Annotated in this window: 19 protein-coding genes; 14 read left to right on the top strand and 5 right to left on the bottom strand. The window is 52.4% G+C overall.

Features of this window, described 5'->3' with window-relative positions; genetic code table 11:
• Position 1 precedes the first annotated feature (1 nt).
• On the bottom strand, positions 2-853 hold the full coding sequence (locus ABD949_RS14345) for a hydroxymethylglutaryl-CoA lyase (protein WP_345244532.1): 852 nt from the start codon (positions 851-853) through the stop codon (positions 2-4).
• Between the two features lie 62 nt (positions 854-915).
• On the opposite strand from ABD949_RS14345, the gene ABD949_RS14350 reads away from it, so the two are divergent.
• The 4 genes from ABD949_RS14350 to ABD949_RS14365 all read left to right on the top strand — a co-directional run bounded on the left by ABD949_RS14350 (position 916) and on the right by ABD949_RS14365 (position 5,760).
• On the top strand, positions 916-3,327 hold the full coding sequence (locus tag ABD949_RS14350; protein ID WP_345244533.1) for an endonuclease MutS2: 2,412 nt from the start codon (positions 916-918) through the stop codon (positions 3,325-3,327).
• Between the two features lie 75 nt (positions 3,328-3,402).
• A complete protein-coding gene (locus ABD949_RS14355) occupies positions 3,403-3,912 on the top strand; it encodes a hypothetical protein (protein WP_345244534.1) in 510 nt (169 codons plus the stop codon).
• A 164-nt stretch (positions 3,913-4,076) separates the two neighbouring features.
• Positions 4,077-4,775 carry a thioredoxin domain-containing protein gene (locus tag ABD949_RS14360; RefSeq protein WP_345244535.1) on the top strand — a complete coding sequence of 233 codons (699 nt, stop codon included), beginning with the start codon at positions 4,077-4,079 and terminating at the stop codon, positions 4,773-4,775.
• A gap of 58 nt (positions 4,776-4,833) precedes the next feature.
• Entirely contained in the window at positions 4,834-5,760 is a 927-nt protein-coding gene (locus ABD949_RS14365; protein ID WP_345244536.1) for an LEA type 2 family protein, read from the top strand.
• Between the two features lie 69 nt (positions 5,761-5,829).
• On the opposite strand, the gene ABD949_RS14370 is transcribed toward ABD949_RS14365, so the two are convergent.
• Together ABD949_RS14370 and ABD949_RS14375 are read right to left on the bottom strand one after the other, a co-directional pair.
• Complete coding sequence (locus ABD949_RS14370) at positions 5,830-7,077, bottom strand: MFS transporter (RefSeq protein ID WP_345244537.1); 1,248 nt, start codon at positions 7,075-7,077, stop codon at positions 5,830-5,832.
• A gap of 216 nt (positions 7,078-7,293) precedes the next feature.
• Positions 7,294-8,220, bottom strand: coding sequence for an ROK family protein (locus ABD949_RS14375; protein WP_345244538.1), 927 nt, complete (start codon positions 8,218-8,220; stop codon positions 7,294-7,296).
• A 132-nt stretch (positions 8,221-8,352) separates the two neighbouring features.
• On the opposite strand from ABD949_RS14375, the gene ABD949_RS14380 reads away from it, so the two are divergent.
• From ABD949_RS14380 to ABD949_RS14395, 4 genes are all read left to right on the top strand, one after another.
• On the top strand, positions 8,353-8,805 hold the full coding sequence (locus ABD949_RS14380; protein ID WP_345244539.1) for a peroxiredoxin family protein: 453 nt from the start codon (positions 8,353-8,355) through the stop codon (positions 8,803-8,805).
• 7 nt (positions 8,806-8,812) lie between these two features.
• The gene (locus tag ABD949_RS14385; RefSeq protein WP_345244540.1) at positions 8,813-9,556 is read left to right on the top strand and encodes an SAM-dependent methyltransferase; all 744 of its coding nucleotides are present in this window, start codon (positions 8,813-8,815) and stop codon (positions 9,554-9,556) included.
• A gap of 222 nt (positions 9,557-9,778) precedes the next feature.
• The gene (locus ABD949_RS14390; protein ID WP_345244541.1) at positions 9,779-10,372 is read left to right on the top strand and encodes a TetR/AcrR family transcriptional regulator; all 594 of its coding nucleotides are present in this window, start codon (positions 9,779-9,781) and stop codon (positions 10,370-10,372) included.
• A gap of 90 nt (positions 10,373-10,462) precedes the next feature.
• The gene (locus tag ABD949_RS14395) at positions 10,463-11,338 is read left to right on the top strand and encodes an SDR family oxidoreductase (RefSeq protein ID WP_345244542.1); all 876 of its coding nucleotides are present in this window, start codon (positions 10,463-10,465) and stop codon (positions 11,336-11,338) included.
• A 14-nt stretch (positions 11,339-11,352) separates the two neighbouring features.
• Here ABD949_RS14395 and cysK read toward each other — a convergent pair whose 3' ends face one another.
• A complete protein-coding gene (cysK, locus tag ABD949_RS14400) occupies positions 11,353-12,273 on the bottom strand; it encodes a cysteine synthase A (RefSeq protein WP_345244543.1) in 921 nt (306 codons plus the stop codon).
• 55 nt (positions 12,274-12,328) lie between these two features.
• A complete protein-coding gene (epsC, locus tag ABD949_RS14405; RefSeq protein ID WP_345244544.1) occupies positions 12,329-13,189 on the bottom strand; it encodes a serine O-acetyltransferase EpsC in 861 nt (286 codons plus the stop codon).
• Positions 13,190-13,486: 297 nt separating this feature from the next.
• Between epsC and ABD949_RS14410 the strand changes: the two genes are divergently transcribed.
• The 6 genes from ABD949_RS14410 (at position 13,487) to ABD949_RS14435 (ending at position 19,258) form a co-directional block, all read left to right on the top strand.
• Positions 13,487-14,653 carry a PQQ-dependent sugar dehydrogenase gene (locus tag ABD949_RS14410; protein ID WP_345244545.1) on the top strand — a complete coding sequence of 389 codons (1,167 nt, stop codon included), beginning with the start codon at positions 13,487-13,489 and terminating at the stop codon, positions 14,651-14,653.
• A gap of 363 nt (positions 14,654-15,016) precedes the next feature.
• Entirely contained in the window at positions 15,017-16,180 is a 1,164-nt protein-coding gene (locus ABD949_RS14415; protein WP_345244546.1) for a sensor histidine kinase, read from the top strand.
• Positions 16,146-16,553: a response regulator gene (locus ABD949_RS14420; protein WP_345244547.1), complete on the top strand. Its 408-nt coding sequence runs from the start codon at positions 16,146-16,148 to the stop codon at positions 16,551-16,553. Before ABD949_RS14415 ends, ABD949_RS14420 begins: the two co-directional genes overlap by 35 nt.
• A complete protein-coding gene (locus ABD949_RS14425; protein WP_345244548.1) occupies positions 16,550-17,041 on the top strand; it encodes a methylated-DNA--[protein]-cysteine S-methyltransferase in 492 nt (163 codons plus the stop codon). Before ABD949_RS14420 ends, ABD949_RS14425 begins: the two co-directional genes overlap by 4 nt.
• A gap of 41 nt (positions 17,042-17,082) precedes the next feature.
• On the top strand, positions 17,083-17,940 hold the full coding sequence (locus tag ABD949_RS14430; RefSeq protein WP_345244549.1) for an alpha/beta fold hydrolase: 858 nt from the start codon (positions 17,083-17,085) through the stop codon (positions 17,938-17,940).
• Positions 17,941-18,046: 106 nt separating this feature from the next.
• The gene (locus ABD949_RS14435) at positions 18,047-19,258 is read left to right on the top strand and encodes a pyridoxal phosphate-dependent aminotransferase (protein WP_345244550.1); all 1,212 of its coding nucleotides are present in this window, start codon (positions 18,047-18,049) and stop codon (positions 19,256-19,258) included.
• Positions 19,259-19,292: the final 34 nt, after the last annotated feature.

The raw sequence follows: 19,292 nt of genomic DNA on the forward strand, positions 1-19,292 counted from the left end.
GTTACCGTTCGCCGAATACTTCCTGCGAAAGCTGCATGGCCTGCTGCAGCACATTCATCTGAAGCGCCGAGGGATACCCTTCTTCCGCCAGCACCTGAATAATCTCTTCGGTCGGCAGATTGCCGGTGAGTTGGTCGGCAGCCATCGGGCACCCGCCAAAACCCCGTAAGGCTCCGTCGATGCGCCGGACGCCGGCTCGCATGGCGGCTTTTACCTTACCGGCGGCTTCGCCCGGCCGGGCATGCAGGTGGGCACCAAACTCGATATCCGGAAACGTGCGTAAGAGGTGACTGAAGAGGCTTTCGATAGCCTGTGGCGTAGACGTGCCAACGGTATCGGAAGGCGCAATGATGCGCACGCCCAGCTGTGCCAGGCGCCCGGTGAACTCACCTACCAGCGCGGGACTGTAAGGATCGCCATAGGGGTTGCCAAAGCCCATGGAGAGGTAGACGACCAGCTTCTTACGGTGTTGTTCGCACAGCGTCTGCATTTGTGCCACCTCCTCAAATGCCTGGGCAACGCTTTTGTTGGTGTTCCGTTGCTGAAACGTTTCGGATACCGACAAGGGGAAACCCAGAAAGCGAATGGTGTCGTAACCCGCTGCCTGCTCAGCCCCCCGCAGATTGGCCACAATCGCCAGCAGTTTGGTCGTGGTGTTGCGGAGATCGAGCCCGGCTAGCACCTCCGCCGTATCCTGCATCTGCGGTACCGCTTTCGGCGATACGAAGCTGCCAAAGTCCAGGGTATCAAAGCCGACCTGCAACAGCGTATTCAGGTACCGGATTTTTAGGTCGGTCGGCACAAAGTGGGCGAGCCCCTGCATAGCATCGCGGGGACATTCGATTAGTTTCATGATGGAGGGATAGAACCCGGTTCAATTTAATAATGTTATCAAATTAGCAAAAAACACCATTAATGCTTTACCCCAATACCGTAGAATCCAAATTAGGTTTCGATAAAATACGCGAATTATTGAAGCAGGCCTGCATCAGTCCGCTGGGGCAGGATTATGTCGATAAAATTCGGTATACCGATAATTTTCAACTCATTGACAAACTGCTGCGGCAAACAGCCGAGTTTAAGCAGATTGTGCAGTATGAACCCGACTTTCCGTCGTCGAACTACATTGATGTACGACCGCACCTGAGCAAAGCCCGCATCGAAGGTATGGCGCTCTCGGAAGCGGAGTTTTTCGACATTAAGTTATCGCTCAGGACCATTCAACAATGCCTGAAGTTTCTGGAGCAGCGCGAGACCAACAGCTACCCGTTCCTGACCGAACTGGCGGGTCCGGTAGCCATTGACAAAAAGCTGACCGAAGCGCTGGAGCGGGTAATCGACGACCGCGGGCATGTGCGCGATACGGCCTCGCCCGAACTGGCCAACATTCGCCGGCGGATCATTGCCGAGAATAGTAACCTGCGCAAGCGGCTGGACAGCATCCTGAAACAGGCCCGCGCCCAGGGCTGGATTCCCGACGATCTGAGCCTGACCGTGCGTAGCGGCCGATTGGTTATTCCGCTGGCGGCCGAGCACAAGCGCAAGATCAAGGGGTTTATCCACGACGAATCCGCCACCGGACAGACGGTATTTATTGAACCCGCCGAGGTATTCGACGCCAATAATGAGGTTCGGGAACTGGAGTACGAAGAACGGCGCGAGATCTACCGCATCCTGCTGGCACTGACGGATCAGTTGCGCCCTCACCTGCCGGATGTTCAGAAAGCCGTCAACTTTCTGGCGATGATTGATTTCATTCGGGCCAAAGCCCGGCTGGCATCTCAGCTGGATGCGGGTATGCCGAAGCTGGTAAACCGACCGCTGGTCAACTGGACCGATGCCCGGCACCCGCTGCTGTACCTGTCCTTTCAGAAGCAGGGAAAGAAAGTAATTCCCCTTACGGTGCGACTGGACGAAACACAACGGATTCTGATCATCTCCGGACCCAACGCCGGCGGCAAATCGGTGGCGCTGAAAACCATTGGCCTGACCCAGTATATGCTGCAATGCGGGCTGCTGGTACCCGTTACCGACTACTCCGAAATGGGCGTTTTCCAGAATCTGTTTATCGACATCGGTGATGAGCAGTCCATTGAAAACGACCTGAGTACGTACAGTTCGCACCTGACAGCCATGCGGCAGTTTCTAGTCGGTGCCAACAAACGAACGCTGTTTCTGATCGACGAATTTGGTACCGGCACTGAACCCGGCCAGGGCGGAGCCATCGCCGAAGCCATTCTGGAGGAACTAAATAAATCAGGAGCGTACGGGGTCATTAACACCCACTACACCAACCTGAAAGTGTTTGCCGATAAAACAGATGGTCTTATCAACGGGGCCATGCGATTTGATGGCGAACACCTGGAGCCGCTGTACGCGCTTGAGATGGGCCGGCCCGGCAGTTCATTTGCGTTTGAAATTGCTTCCAAGATCAACCTGCCTAATGCGGTAATCAACCGGGCTAAAGAGAAACTGGGCAGCCAGCAGGTCAACTTCGAAAAGCTGCTGAAGGAGCTGGATATTGAGAAGCGCGTTTTTGCGGAGAAAAACCTGGAGGTGGGTATTAACCAGCGGAAACTGGCCCAGCAGTTGGCGGAATATACCGCGCTTAAGACGAAGCTGGAGAACGAGCAGAAGCAACTTCTTAATGATGCCAAGCAAAAAGCCAAAGCCCTGGTGCAGGAGGCCAATCAGCGCATTGAGAACACCATCCGGGAAATTAAAGAAAACAAAGCTGAGCGGGAAGCTACCCGGCAGGTGCGGCAAAACCTGGAGCAGTTTGAGAAGCAGACGCTGAAAACCGAAATCCTGGTTGACGAACCCAAACCCCAGCAACAGGAAGAGTTCGAAGCTTCAGACGGTGCCATTACCGTTGGTAGCTACGTGCGGCTGATAGGCCAGAACACCGTGGGAGAAGTGCTTTCGCTGCGGGGCAAAGACGCCGAGATCCGGATTGGCGACCTGAAATCGACCGTTAAACTGAACCGGCTGGAGAAGGTAAGCCGCAAAGTCTTCCGCGAAGCGACCGGCAAGGAAGAAAGACCACGGGTGCAGGGGGTAGACATCAATGAGAAGATGATGAACTTCAGCTTCAACCTGGACATTCGTGGCAAGCGGGGTGAAGAAGCCCTGGGCGAACTTGACCAGTTCATCGACAACGCGCTGATGCTGGGCTACCCTGAACTCCGCATCGTTCACGGCAAAGGCGACGGTATTCTGCGTACCCTGGTGCGTAATCACCTGCGCGGTTACCCACAGGTAGCCCGGATGGAAGACGAACACGCCGACCGGGGCGGCCCCGGCGTCACAATCGTGAAGATGAAATAAAAAAAGGGCTTCTGTAAAAACGGAACCTGCGGTATGGAGTTAATACTTTCAGTACCAACTTCATCAACTCTACGCATGAAAACGAACGCAAAAACTACCGGCATGCTGCTGGTATTCAGTCTCGTGGTCAGTACGGTCCAGTATAGTTGCCAGTCGAAAGTAAAGCAGGCAACCAAAGACGTCCAGAATGAGTACAAAGACGTTGTACAGGCAAAAGAAAAAGGGGCCGAACCCGATAAGATACAGGAAGAACGGCAGGAACTAAACCAGGCCCGTCAGGATTATGTCGAAACCTGGGAGGAGGAACGCAACAAAATCAAAGATGAGATCAACGAAGGTGTTCAGCGTATAGACCAGTCGATTGCCCGGCTGGAGCAGGATATGCAAAAAGCTGACGCCAATGCCCGTGACAAATACCTCAAATCTATTTCGGACCTGCGGCAGGAACGAAACCAGTTGGAGAGCCGGTCAAAAGATGTGATTGCCGCCACGCAGGCTACCTGGTCTAACACCAAACGGCAAATACGCCGTGATATTGATGCGTCCAAAGATCGGATCAACCGGTTGGTTGGCGATGCCAGGTGAGGCAGATTCTTTTCTGCTATTGTCTAACCCGGCTCCGTCCGGGTTTTCTTATACGTCTGGGGCGCATAACACGTTTTAAAAAGAAGAACAGGTTCAAATTACCGCTATATCTTGCATTTTTGTAACAGTTAAGTTTTTTCATCATGCGCCTATCAAATTCGATAATGCTTTTTACAATGCTGGCGGGCAGTCTGCTTTCCTGGGCTGTCTTTGCCCAGCAGCCGGTCCTGGTAAGCCCGCAAACGGCCGATTCGCTGCTGCGGAACGTACCGGCCATTCAATTGCTGGATGTCAGAACCGCCGGCGAATTTGCCAGTGGTCACCTCCGCAACGCCCGCAATCTGGACGTTCGCGACCCGGAGTTCGAAAAAAAGCTGGCTCAGCTTGATCCGAAACGGCCGTTGGTGGTCTATTGCCTGGTGGGGGGGCGTAGCGCCAAAGCCGCCGAAACCCTGGCCAAAGCCGGCTTTACGCTGGTGTACGATATGCAGGGGGGCTTTGCCAAATGGTCGGGCAGCGGCATGCCTATCGAAGAGGGCGCTACTCCGCCCAAAGGAGGTATGACGCTGGACGAATTCACTCGCCTGACAGCGGCTGGTAAACCGGTGCTGGTCGATTTTTACGCTAAATGGTGCGCCCCCTGCCAGAAAATGCTGCCTACCGTTAAGAAGCTGGAAAAAGAAATGGCCAGTCAGGTCCGGATCATCACGCTGGACTACGACCAGAACCGACAATTGGCCCAGCAACTGGGCATCGACAGCATTCCGGCCTTCTTAATGTATAAAGACGGGAAGGTACACTGGAAGACGATGGGGATGGTCGAAGAAAAAGAGTTTCGCACGCAGATAAAGGCGGTGCAGTAGCCAAAACACAACCGATTGCCTGACAGTTACGTTTACGTCAAAACGTAAAGGCGATCAGATGAAAAAGGGTTGGTGGATCATACTGGGATTACTTGTAGCCGGAGCGGCTATTGCTTATTTCGGCTTTTTACGACCCGACAGGCAACCGGCTTCTGAATCCGATGATTCGTCGGCGGGGACAATTCAGCTCAAACCCAAAATGCGCATCCAGCGCATCCAGTTTTCCGACATCGACGATGAAACGCTGAATCTGAACCTGACCTTCCAGATCGTAAACCCGCTGCCGGTGGGCCTGAAGGCCAGCGCTGCCGACTTTGCCTTGTATATGGATAATACACTGGTCCTCGAAGACCGGTATGCTCAATCTATTGATATACAGCCCAACGATAGCAGTTCTGTTACCCTCCCCTGTGTGTTACGGGCCAAACGGCTGAAGGAAGTAAACGACCGGCTGGCAGCCCGGAACCAGGACAGCGCCCTGTATCGGCTCCGCTTTACGGCCAACCTGGATGTGCCTGTGCTGGGTGAGCGTACCATGACCATTAACACCCGCAAGACGTACCCGGTATATCACCTGCTGAAAATGAAAGTAGGGGGCGTTGATGTCGAGAAATTTGGACTGAAGGAATCTGACGTAAGCCTGACGCTGGAACTAAACAACCAGAACATCTTTCCAACCCACCTCAAACTGGCTAAGTATGCCCTGAAGGTAGACGACAAACTTATTGCCGAAGGCAGCCACCCTGATCCGGTCTATATGAAGCCCGAGAGCATTACCCCCGTTGATCTGCCACTGGAGGTGAAGACTGGTAAATTTACCGGTGCGGCTTTTAAAACGCTCTTTGCCAAGAAAACAACTCCGTTTGAGATCCGGATTGAGTACCAGACCATTAGCCGGAAAAGCGACGATCCGTTTAAAAACAGCAATCAATCGACGGTGATCCGGGGGACATTGAACGAACTGTTGACGAAAAAGAAGCGGTAGCCCATTAATACAGATACCCCGCAACCATTGGGCTGCGGGGTATCTGTATTAATAGTTAATAGTAATAGACTACAGGTTTGGCTGCTGCAGTACTTTCTCTTCGGTAACGTACGTAACCCGGCGATTACGCATGAAGATATACAACAGGGTAAACGCCACAATCAGGATGATGGGGAATGTAGTCATTTTGAGCAGGGTAGCCTGACCAGCCGCCAGTTCCAGTTCATCACCCGATAAGGTACCAGACATCGATGCCTTTGCGCTGTCAATCCAGCCACCGATAATGGGTTGGAAAATAGCCGTAGAGAACATCCCCATACCACCAACAATAGACATACCCAGGGCACCACTCAGCGGAATGCGCTCAGCCACAAACCCAATCATGGTCGGCCAGAAATAACATACGCCAATAGCGAAGAATATAGCAGCCACGTAAGCCATAGCCCCGGTTTGGGTGCTGAACAGGTAGATACCGATGGTAGCAAAGATAGCCCCGCCCAGCAAGACACCAGTCTGATCCAGTTTATGAATAATGGGACCACCGAAATACCGGCCCACCGCCATCAGGCCGGTTACCAGCGCCAGAATCAGCATCGGGCTGGCTCCGCTCTTGCTCATAATCAGACCTACCCACTGCTGCGGACCAAATTCAGAAATAGCTGTCAGCGCCATGCAGGCCAGAATAAACAGGAACAGGGGCGTCAGCATCGCCTGGAAGTTTTTAGACAGCGATGTTACGCCCTCGACACGCGGCTGCGGGAACGCCTGACCGAAGAACAGGAATGCATATACTATTGTAGGAATCATAATGACCCAGATCTGAGCCTGCCAGGGCAGACCGGCATCCGTCATAAACTTGGAAACCAGACTACCGATCACAATACCACCGGGGAACCACATATGGAACCGGTTCAGCATTTTGTTCATCTGGGCACCGGTATACATATCGGCGATCAATGGGTTACAGGCCGCTTCGGTACAACCGTTACCAATACCGATAAATAGGGTTGAAATAAGCAGCGTAGAATAACCCGTTGCGTAAATCGTCAGCAGGATACCCAGGGTGTGGCATACAAAGGCTACCCACATAATGATTTTAGGCCCTACGGTATGATAAACCAACCCGCCAATGATCATGGAAATCGGAAAACCGACAAACCACATGGAGTTGATAAAGCCAAGTTCCTCGGCCGTCAGATTAAATGCGGTGCCCAACTGAGGCAAAATACCAGCCCGTATACTGAATGAAAAGGCGGTGGTAATCAAGGCGAAACAACTGGCGTTGAATAGCCGGGTTCGGTTAACGTCTAAGGTCATAGTTAAGTGTACAGTTTGATGAAACGGAGAAAAGGTTTAGTTTAAACGGTAAAAGATTGGGACTACCACAATTCTACGCATTTTTTTGAAAATACTTATAGAGGCCCAAAAGAAGTTTTAAGGAAGCATCCTATCATCATTTATGCAGTTATAACCCTGTTTTTGGCCAAAAACAGGGTTTGTGCCTGGAAGAAATTTACGCCCCTTCCCTAACGGTCAGACGCTGAGCATAGCGGCACCGAATACCCCGGCGCTATCGCCCAGCTTCGGCTTTAGAAAAGCGGTTTCCAGTTTCCCCCAATTAAACACGTACTTCTTTGCCCGCTCAACGCCCTCGGTATACAGCAGGTCGATGTTCCCGACCCCCCCGCCGACCACAATGGCATCCGGATCAAGAATATTAACGAGGATAGACACGGCCCGGCCGAAATACTCCAGCAGGCGCTCAATCGTCTGCGTCGCGTAGGGATCGGTGCCGGCTTTATGCCGCTCCACAATCTCCTGCAGCTTCCGCTTTTCGCCACTAATATCTTCGTAATACTTCTGCAGGGCTGGTCCCGACAAGACCTGTTCATTGCAGCCGCGCTTACCACAGTAGCAGGGGTATCCGTTCTCTTCAAGGATAAAGTGCCCCCATTCCCCACCAATACCCTGCCGCCCGCCCAGCACAAACGGCTGCCCATCGCGGCCCCGGATGACGACGCCACCTCCTACGCCGGTGCCCATAATGATTCCAAACACTACCCGGAAATCGGGGGCTACTTCCGGCACACTGCCCATAGTCGCTTCGGCCAGCGCAAAGCAGTTAGCGTCGTTCATGATCTCAATAGGAACCCCCAGGGTTTGCTCCAGATCCCGCTTGAGGGGCATTCCGTTCAGGCAGGTGGTATTGCAGCCTTTCATAGTCTGCGTGGCCGGATCGAGCGTGCCCGGCGTACCAAAACCAATTTTCACCGGTTGATAGCCAGTTTCTGATTTGAGCAAGTCAACCAGGCGGGCAATCTGGCTGACGATGTGCTGATACCCTTTGCCGGCCTCCGTGTCGATTCGCTTGCGGATAATAACAGACTCAGGTGATGGAGAAGACAGAATAACGCCCTCAATTTTGGTACCTCCCAAATCAATACCCCAGTAGGTTTGCATGAACAAATAGGAACAGGTTATGTTTTTTGAACGGGAAAATATCTAAATCCCACCAAAGTCCGGATATTTGAACTGCATTTTATACCGGACTCCTAAAAACATAAGGTTCCAAAAACGCAAAACGATCTCATTATGCCACTGCAACCCGGCCAGAAAGCCCCCGAATTTACCCTGCTGAATACTGAAGAAAAAGAGATTTCCTTAGCCGATTTTCAGAACAAAAATGTGGTTCTGCTCTTTTTTCCGAAAGCTTACACCCGCGTCTGCACGACTGAACTTTGCCTGATGCGCGACGAGATCAATATCTACGCCGGCCTAAACGCAGAAATAATTGGTATATCGGTAGACCCACCGTCTACGTTGGCCGCCTACAAAGCAGACCAGCAATTACCGTTTAACCTGCTGTCTGATGCCGACAAAACCGTGTCACAGGCTTACGAGAGTTTGTACGATACCGGCGTCAGTAAACGATCTGCTTTTGTCATCGACCACAACGGTATCATCCAGCACGCAGAGGTTCTCGAAAACGCCGGCGAAATACCCAACTTTGACGCGGTGAAGGAAACGCTGGAGAAAATAAAGTAGGCGTACCATGCCCTGGTACCATCACTTCTTCCACGGCTTGCCCCAGGTGGCCTGGAAAACGGCGCAGACAGAGGAGCAAACCCGGCAGGAACTGGAACTGCTGGTCGAGTCGCTGGAGATCGGGCCGGACGATCACCTGCTGGATGTCTTCTGCGGCTATGGCCGCCACGCGTTACCCCTGGCCCGGCTGGGCTGCCGTGTAACCGGCGTCGACATTTCTACCGAGTATGTGCACGAACTTCAGTCTGCCGCCCATGCCGAGTCACTGGCCATTGACGCCATTCAGGCTGATATTCTGCAAACCGTGTTGACCAGGCCTTTTGATGCCGCCTACTGCATCGGCAACAGTTTCAGCTTTTTTCCGTATGCTACTATGCTCCGTTTTCTGAAGCAGATCGCCGGCCAGCTCCGACCCGGCGGCCGGTTTCTGGCTCATTCGGGTATGGTAGCCGAAACCGTATTGCCCGATTACCAGGAGCGCAACTGGATGCCCGTAGGCGAAGACATTTTCTACCTGGCCGAGCACGACTACAATCCAGAGCGGAGCTGCATTGATTCACACCTGACCTACATTCGCAACGGCGTAACTGAAACCCGACACGCCCGTCATTATATTTATACCATAGCCGAACTCCGGCGCCTGCTCCGAAAAGCCGGCCTTCGGGTTATAGACCTGTACGGCACCACCGATGGACAACCGTTTGCCCTAGGCGACGAAAGCGTATGGATTCTCGCAGAGGTAAGTAGTTAACACCAGAATCGCTCAGGTAAATGCGATACGGGCAAGGCGAAAATTAGTTGTTATATGGTATTCATAGACTATGTTCATAATACCTTGTCAATCAATACACTTATGTATATTTAGACATAGCTATTGAACGATTTCAAGAAAAATTGCACAGAATTTGGGGCGAATTAGGTTAAATTACTATCTTTCACAGACTTTAACACCGTTAACTAATTAACCTAATCTATGCAGGCTATCGAACGCAAACCGCGTACTCGTGAGCAGACCCGCATGGGTATTGTTCTTACCGCAAAAGACATTGCCCGCCGTGAAGGCTGGCAGGCCGTATCGATACGTAAAATCGCCGATGCTATCGAGTATAGCGCACCCATCGTTTATGAATACTTTGACAGCAAAGATATTTTGCTGGATGAGATTCGTTCCGAAGGCTTCCGGCATTTACGTCAGGAGTACGAGCGCATTAACAAGTTGTTTCGAGACCCGGAGAAGCGGCTTTTCGAGATTTCTCTTATTCAATGGCAATTTGCTGTGCAACAGCCGGAGATGTATCAGGTCATGTATAACCTGAACGGTGCCTACTGTACCATGCCGGTATACCAATCGGAAGAGATGCAGGCGGTCAGCAGTATCGTGTGCGATATTATCTTCTCATTTATCCCTAAATCAAAAGAGAGCATACAGAAATTATACTTTGAGTGGTGGTCTCTCTCTCATGGCATGATTATGCTGGGAACCATGCTGAAAGACCAGCAGCCTCTTGATAAATCTGAACAGGTATACCGGGAATCAATGCGCCGGTTCGTCCGCAGTCTCCGATAAAGTATTTTGAGAAGGTTGAATCGGTTAAGTTGGCTGAATTTGATGTACCAGCCAACTTAACCGATTCAACCTTCTTGACCTTACTCCTTTATGTCCTCTATCCGCACAATTGCCATAATTGGGGCCACAGGTATGCTGGGCCGCCCCGTAACGCATGAATTGATCAACGCTGGCTTTTCTGTTCGAATCATTGCCCGTAACCCGGTCGAAGCCAGACGTCTCTTTCCGCAGGCCGACATAGTCACCGGCGATTTAGCCGATGTCAACAGCCTGGTACCGGCACTGCAGGGCCAGGACGCGGTCTACCTCAATCTATCGGTGCGGCAAACCGAGCGCCCCACTGATTTTCACACAGAAACCGACGGCATCCGGAACCTGCTGGATGCGGCCCGGCAAACCGGCGTAAAACGGATCGGGTACCTCTCTTCGCTGGTGATGAATTACCAGGGGATAAACGACTTCTATTGGTGGGTATTCGGCATTAAACACGAGGCTGTACAGCTACTGAAGTCGTCGGGCATCCCCTACAGCATCTTTTACCCCTCTACCTTTATGGAAAGCCTGCTTCATACCCAGCGCCAGGGCAGGCTGATCATGCTGGCCGGCACATCGCCGGTACAACTTTATTACATTGCCGGGCAGGATTATGGCCGTCAGGTAGCACGGGCGTTTCAGTTGGCGGAAGACGGACAAAATCAGGAGTATGTCATTCAGGGGCCGGAGCCGGTCACCCAAACCGAAGCCGCCCGGCAACTTTCTCAGCATTATACCAAAGCAAAGCTTTTTGTAATGACGACACCCCATTGGGTTATGAAAATGGCCGGACAGCTTTCGCCCCTGATGAGTTACGGAGCCCACATCACCGAAGCCCTGAATAACTATCGGGAGCAGTTTACCGCCGAAAAAACCTGGCAGGATCTGGGAAAGCCTACCCTAACCATTAAAGACTTTGCCAGACAGGCCTGAGTCCTAAGCGACCATCATCGGGTTAGCGTAAACAGACCATCTACCGACAGGTACCGCTCACCAGAATCGTAACAGAAGGTCAGCACCCGCGACTCTTTCGGCAGTTCCGGTAGCTTACGGGCAACCGCGGCCAGTGACGCGCCGGAGGATATACCCACAAAAATACCTTCCTCGCGGGCAGCCCGCTGGGCCATACGGAAGGCTTCTTCCCGGCTGACCAGAATGGTGCCATCCAGCACATCGGTATGCAGGTTATCGGGGATAAACCCCGCGCCGATACCCTGGATCGGATGGGGACCCGGTTCTCCGCCACTGATAACCGGCGACAGTTCCGGCTCCACGGCAAAAACCCGGAGGTTCGGAAATTGCCTTTTCAGGATTTCGGCCACCCCGGTAATGTGCCCACCGGTACCGACACCCGTAATGAGCGCATCAAATCCTTCGGGAAAATCAGTTACTATTTCCCGGACGGTAGTACGTCGGTGAATCTCAATATTAGCCGGGTTCTCAAATTGCTGCGGCATCCAGGCGTCGGGTAACTCTACCAGCAGTTCGTGGGCCCGCTCTATGGCTCCTTTCATTCCCCGCTCCCGAGGGGTCAGTTCAAATTCAGCTCCGTAGGCGGCCATGATCCGCCTACGTTCGATGGACATAGATTCGGGCATGACCAGAATCAGCCGGTATTTTTTAACGGCCGCCACCATGGCCAAGCCAATACCGGTGTTACCCGATGTGGGCTCAACAATTACGCTGCCGGGCTTCAGGATACCCCGCTGTTCGGCATCATCAATCATGGCCAGCGCAATGCGGTCTTTGATGCTTCCGCCCGGATTGGCCCGCTCCAGCTTCATCCAGACCTCATAGCCGGGAAACAGATGGTTGATGCGGACGTGCGGAGTTCCGCCAATCGTATCTAAGATGGAATAGGCTTTCATAAGTGGGTAGATAGTCGATAGTGAAAACAGGCGTCAGCCACTATCAACTATCCTCCTAAATAACAAAATTGATCGGTTCAGAAGATTCGGTTGGCTTCTGGCGAACATCGATTTCGCTCTGGTGGTAGACGAGGGAAAACGGCTCTACACTCTGGGTAAGCCACACGTTACCGCCGATCACCGAATCATGCCCCACCACCGTTTTTCCCCCCAGAATGGTGGCATTTGCGTAAATGACTACATTATCCTCAATAGTTGGGTGGCGCTTTTTCGAGGCCAGGGACTTAGCCACATGGGTAGCGCCGAGGGTTACACCCTGGTATAGTTTTACATTATTGCCGATCACGGTAGTCTCCCCGACAACAACACCCGTACCGTGGTCGATAAAAAACGACTTTCCGATTGCAGCACCGGGATGGATATCAATACCCGTCTGACTATGTGCATATTCGGTCAGCATCCGGGGTAAGAGCGGGACGTTGAACGACAGCAACACATGGGCAATCCGGTACACAGCAATGGCGTAAAAACCCGGATACACGGCAATAACTTCCTCGATACCCACCGCAGCCGGGTCATTATCGGTAATAGCCTGCGCATCGAACAGCAGGTGATCGAAAATAGCCGGTAACTCCGCGAAAAACAGGTCTGCTACCTCCTCGGGCGAGCGCGACTCCTCCGGCCTGCCCAGGTTTGTCTGCAAGGGCTTCAGCAAACACACCAACTGATTGTGTAACCGCTGGTATGACTGCTCCGGATCAAACGCCATGGAGTGACAATCCTGTGTAACCGGAAACAAAAAACGCATCAGCTGGTCGATAAAACGCCCGGCTTCGGGCTTGGATGGCAGCCGGTAACGAAACTGAGCTTGCTGGGCCATCAGGCGCTCTAAAAAGGCAGACTCGGTGGAAGTCATACTATACGTCATTATATCGAAAAGCCCTCATGGCAAGACAGGAGCGCTAACCTAATGGATAATCAGAACAGTTGCCGGTCCTCCCCGAATTGAGGAAGTCACACAACAACGCCGTTCTGGCGTTACTACCTTTACCCATGTTTTTTAGCCATGAATTTATGTTTCTGAGAACAAAAAGACACCCGAAAAGTTCGTTTACCCATTTTGGCCTCAATATTGCCTATCCATAAGCAGAAGAAAGGTCTCAAATTAGTAGAAATCATGTTAGGTAAAGCAATATCCACCCTATGTTTCTCCATGGCAGCCACCGCCGGATTTTCGTTCCTGGTGTCGATGGCCTGCCAGCCTGCCGAGAAAGAAGCGACGGTGGTACAAAGTGGATCGGCGGCTGTTCAGGTAGTAAACGCCTACCCGAATCTGAGTTTTTCGCAACCGGTTGAATATACCCACGCCAATGACGGCAGCAACCGGGTGTTTGTGGTCGAGCAAGCCGGCCGCATCCGGGTATTTGACAATACTGAATCGGCACAGTCAGCCGGTACTTACCTCGACATTCGCAGTAAAGTAGCATCGGGCGGTGAAATGGGCCTGCTGGGACTGGCATTCCACCCCAATTTCCGGCAGAACGGCTACTTCTACGTAAACTATACAAAAAGTAATCCCCGCGAAACGGTAATCAGCCGGTTTAAGGCTTCATCGGCAAACGCCAGTCAGGTCGACGCCGGGTCGGAAGTTGTCCTGCTGACTTTCCCGCAGCCCTACTCCAACCATAACGGGGGTAAAATTCTGTTTGGTCCAGATGGTCACCTGTATATTGCTACCGGTGACGGGGGTAGTGGTGGTGATCCGCAAAACAACGGACAAACCCGCAATACACTGCTCGGCAAGATTCTGCGCATCGACGTAAACAGCACCGAAAAAGGAAATTACGGCATCCCGGCGGACAATCCGTTTAAAGGCAATCGTGATGGGGTCCGGGAAGAGATCTACGCCTATGGGTTGCGAAACCCCTGGCGTATCAGTTTCGACAACCAGGGCCGGCTCTGGGCGGGTGATGTCGGGCAGAACGAACTGGAGGAAATTGACATCATTGAAAAAGGCGGCAACTACGGCTGGCGGCTAACAGAAGGACGCGATTGCTACAACCCGAAAAACAACTGCGACCAGGGTAATCTGGTAGGGCCGGTCTGGCAGTACCCGCATGAAAATGGTAACGTTTCGGTTACAGGTGGTGTAGTGTACCGGGGTAAAGCGCAGCCGGACCTGCAAAATAAGTATATTTACGCCGATTACGCCAGTGGCCGGGTATGGGCGCTGACCTACAACGGCACTAAAGCTACCGACAATCAGGTACTCGTAAATCGGGCCGGTACTATCTCGGCCTTCGGCGAAGATGCCAACGGTGAAATGTACCTCCTGGACCACGGAAGCGGCCGGGTGTTGAAACTAGCCTCGACTAGATAACAGCCACACCAGCAGCCTCAGGTACTTTAAATATACGCCAGAGCCGGTTTGTCAAAGAGGCAGCCGGCTCTTTTGTGTGGGATTGCTTTGTTAAGAAAATTCGTTAATTTGCAATGTTTTCTTAACCTACACTTTTTATCTGGGAAGGCTGGTCTGAATCAGGTCGGTCAGTGGTTCAACAAACTACGTAATATTACCAGCACGAATGGCCAGTCCAAGCGACCGGCCATTCGTGTTTTTAAGCGTTCTTTAATTTGGCAGCGGCTCAAATTTCGGTAGTTTCCTGTACCTTTATCTGTTTTACACGCATAGGATACGCGTGTTCACCACTAAACTTAACCCTACCGTTACGAAGGGGATATAATGGAGCAGGTTTTTGATTTTTTCCGGCGGCTGGGAGACACCAGTGACTGGCCTCCGCGCTGGCAGTGCGGCACTTGGACCGATTTTCATGGCTGGCTGTACATCATCTCTGACCTGACGATCTGGATGGCTTATATGGCTATTCCCGTAATTTTACTTCGCTTTCTTTTTGTCAAAAGGGGAGTTCCGCTTCACCGGGTTTTCTGGTTATTCGGCGCTTTCATTCTGCTGTGTGGCCTGACGCACCTAATCGATGCCGCCATGTTTTATATTCCGGCATACCGGATCAATGCCCTCATTCGCTTTCTTACGGGGATTGTCTCGATTGGTACGGTCCTGGCGCTGATCAAGTATTTCAACGAGGCCGTGGGCCTTCGGACATCGCAGGAGTTTGAACACGAACTATTGTTCCGTCAGCAGGCGCTGCAGGAACTGAGCCGGTCGAACCGGGAACTCCAGCAGTTTGCCTATGTAGCTTCGCATGACCTGCAGTCACCGCTCAAAACCATTGAAAATTACCTGAGCCTGCTGGATGTTAAATACGGCGACGGGATGGACGATAACGCCCGCAAGCTGGTTGGGGTATCGGCGGCCGCAGCCGGCCGGATGCGGGTTCTGATTAAGGATCTGCTGGATTTCTCCCGCGTCGGTAGTGTCACTGAATTTGTTCCGGTAGACCTCAATAAAGTAATTGAGGAAATCAGGGAAGACCTGCACGATGAGCTTCAATCGTCCGGCGCGCAACTCCACATAGGCCCGTTGCCGATTCTCAACGGACACCAGACTGACCTGAAGCAACTGTTTCAGAACCTGATTTCGAACGGTATCAAATACCGGCGCAAAAACGTACCTCCCCAGATTTCGCTACAGGTAAAAGAGCAGGCTGACTACTACTTATTTTCTATTAAAGACAACGGCATCGGCATTGACAAGCAGTACTACGATCGTATTTTTGAGATCTTTCAGCGTTTGCATAATCGCAACGACTATTCCGGAACCGGTATCGGGCTGGCTACCTGTAAAAAGGTAATCGATATTTACGGCGGGAAGATCTGGATTGACAGTGTCGTTGGCGAAGGCTCTACCTTCTATTTCATCATTCCTAAGGTAATCAAAACCGTACACCACTATGCCCAAACCTATTCGTTGCATTCTGTTAATTGATGACGATCCGGATGACAATTTTCTGCATCGAATGGTTATTGAAGAGTCAGATTTGTGCGAGGAGGTCCGGGTAGCCGAAAACGGCCCGGAAGCGTTGCGGTATTTGACGCAGCCTGATGATGCATACTATCTTCGACCGGATCTGATTTTCCTCGACATCAATATGCCCGGCATGAATGGCTTTGAGTTTCTGGAAGAATACGAAAAACTTCCTCCGGAGCTAAAAAGCAGCCTGGTTGTCCTAATGTTAACCACATCGCTGAACCCGGTCGACAAAGACAAAGCAACGCGCTTCCAGGCGGTGGGGGGGTACCATGGCAAGCCACTTACGCAGGCTATGCTTGACGAAGTTGTAACCAGGTATTTTCAATGATTACGGCGCAGCGGGCATACCTGACCTGCCCTCTGGGCACTATCTGCGTATCGGGCGACGAGCACGGAATCGCTGCCATCGCCTGCACCGATGAACTGATACCTGATACCATCCAGACAGATCTTCCGGCACCGCTGCTGGCGGGTGTTGAGCAGCTACGGGAGTATTTTGCCGGCACACGCCAGCAGTTTGACTTGAAACTGAACCCCAGGGGTACTCCTTTCCAGCAAGAGGTCTGGCAGGCCCTCCTGGCGGTACCCTACGGGCAAACCCTCTCCTACCTGACCCTGAGCCGCCGGCTGGGCGACGAAAAAGCCATTCGGGCGGTAGCGTCCGCCAACGGCAAAAACCCACTGTGGATCGTGATTCCCTGCCACCGTATTATCGGGTCCAACGGCGAACTGACGGGTTATGCCGGAGGTTTGTGGCGAAAAAAGTGGCTGCTGGAACACGAACGCGGTTCGGCCCAGTTGAGTATTTCGTTCTGATTACCTGCTTTTTACTCTGTAACTTGTCAGCCGTTCCGTTTGTGAAACGTTTTCACTTCCTGCTGCTTACCCTGCTGATGGCTAGTCTTACCGGCTGTTTTCGCCGGTGGACAATGACCGAGAAAGACCTTCGGCAACACTACGCTAACCGGATTACAAAACCGGTTTATCATACCGTTGAAAACGATACGATGAAGCTCTTCTGTGCTTCATTCGGGCCCGATACGCTGCCTCCGCTCCTGTTTATTCACGGGGCGCCCGGCTCCTGGTACGGCTACCTGCCTCTGCTCGATGACAGCCTGCTGCAACAGCGATTTCACCTGATCTCCGTAGACCGACCTGGCTACGGTAAGTCCCAAAAGCGCCGGCATCCGATCACTTCCATCAACCAGCAAGCCTCCTGGATCGCCGAAGCCCTAAAGCTGAATAAGTCGGGCAAGCCAGCCATTGTGCTGGGCCGCTCCTATGGTGCCCCCATTGCCGCCCGCCTGGCAATGCTGTACCCCAGCCTGGTCAAGCACCTGCTGATGGTTGCTCCGCCTATCGACCCAGACCGGGAAAAGTTCTTCTGGTTTTCCTGGTGGGGTAAATTACCGTTGGTTAAGCTGTTTCTGCCCCGGTCTCTCAATACCGCCACGGCCGAGAAATACGCCCATGTGGCCGAACTCAAACAACTCCAGTCCTGCTGGTCGGGTATATGTCTGCCGGTAACCGTGATGCAGGGCGGCAACGACTGGCTGGTCGACCCGGCCAATCTGGATTATGCCAGGCAGGTACTGGCCGATACCCAGACCAAATTCATCTTTCTGCCCGAAGCTGGTCACCTTATCACCGAATCTCACCCCAATCTTGTGCGGAAGATGATTTTGGAGGCCGTTGACCGTACCAGCGGGCTTTAGCCCGTTTGTCAAGTTGTCATAAATCCAACCTGGCTTTAACGCATCGGTACGTACTCCCCTCACTTTTTGTACCTTTGCCCCATCGTTTCATTAGTGCAGATTTCGGATGGATATTTTAAAAAGCGAGCGGCTCAATAACCTTAAATACGACATACGCGGACCCGTTTACGAAAAAGCCCTGGAACTGGAAAGCCAGGGGTACAAGATCATAAACCTCAACATCGGTAATCCCGCGCCGTTTGGTTTTGATGCCCCCGATGAAATCGTTCACGACATTATCCTGAATATCCGTAACGCCCAGGGATACTCCGACTCCCGTGGTTTGTTTGCCGCCCGTAAAGCCGTGATGCACCACACCCAGAACTTAGGCATTCCCGGTGTGGCCATCAACGATATTTACATCGGCAATGGGGTTAGTGAACTCATTCTGCTTTCCATGCAGGCACTGCTTAATGAAGGCGACGAGGTGCTGATTCCCTCACCGGACTATCCGCTCTGGACGGCTTCGGTGGCCCTGTCGGGCGGAAAGCCGGTTCACTACATCTGCGACGAAGCCGCCGACTGGAACCCGGACCTGGCCGATTTGGAAAGCAAGATTACCAGCCGGACCCGCGCCATAGTGGTTATAAACCCCAACAACCCAACCGGCGCGGTGTACGACCGCTCGGTGCTGGAAGGCATTGCCCGCATTGCCGAGCGGCATAAGCTGATTGTGTTCTCCGACGAGATCTACGACAAAATACTGTACGACGGAGCCGTCCATTACCCTATCGCTACAATGGTACACGATACCCTATGCATTACGATGGGCGGCTTATCGAAAAACTACCGGGCCGCCGGTTTTCGGGGCGGATGGTTGATTATGAGCGGAGCCAAACACAAAGCCAAATCGTATATCGAGGGGCTCACGCTGCTGGCCAGTATGCGGCTCTGCGCCAACGTACCGACGCAGTTTGCCATTCAGACGGCCCTGGGTGGCTACCAGAGTATTCACGACCTGGTCGCACCGGCGGGCCGGCTCTACAAACAGATTCATCTGGCCTACGAACGCATCACGGCCATTCCGGGGATTAGCTGTACCAGGCCCAAAGGAGCGCTCTACCTCTTTCCTAAAATACACCTGGAGCAGTTTACCATCGCCGACGACAACGCCTTTGTGTATGATCTGCTGGCCGAGCAGAAAGTGCTGGTCGTAGCCGGAACCGGTTTCAACTACGTCTACAACGATCACTTCCGCATCGTTTGCCTTCCGTCTTTGGATGAAATGAACATTGCCATGGATCGGATAAGCGCCTTTCTGGAAAGTAAGAGAAAATGAAGGCAAAAGGTTGTTTTGTTAACTTTAAACCTCA

Source organism: Nibrella saemangeumensis (assembly GCF_039541915.1).
GTDB lineage: Bacteria > Bacteroidota > Bacteroidia > Cytophagales > Spirosomataceae > Nibrella > Nibrella saemangeumensis.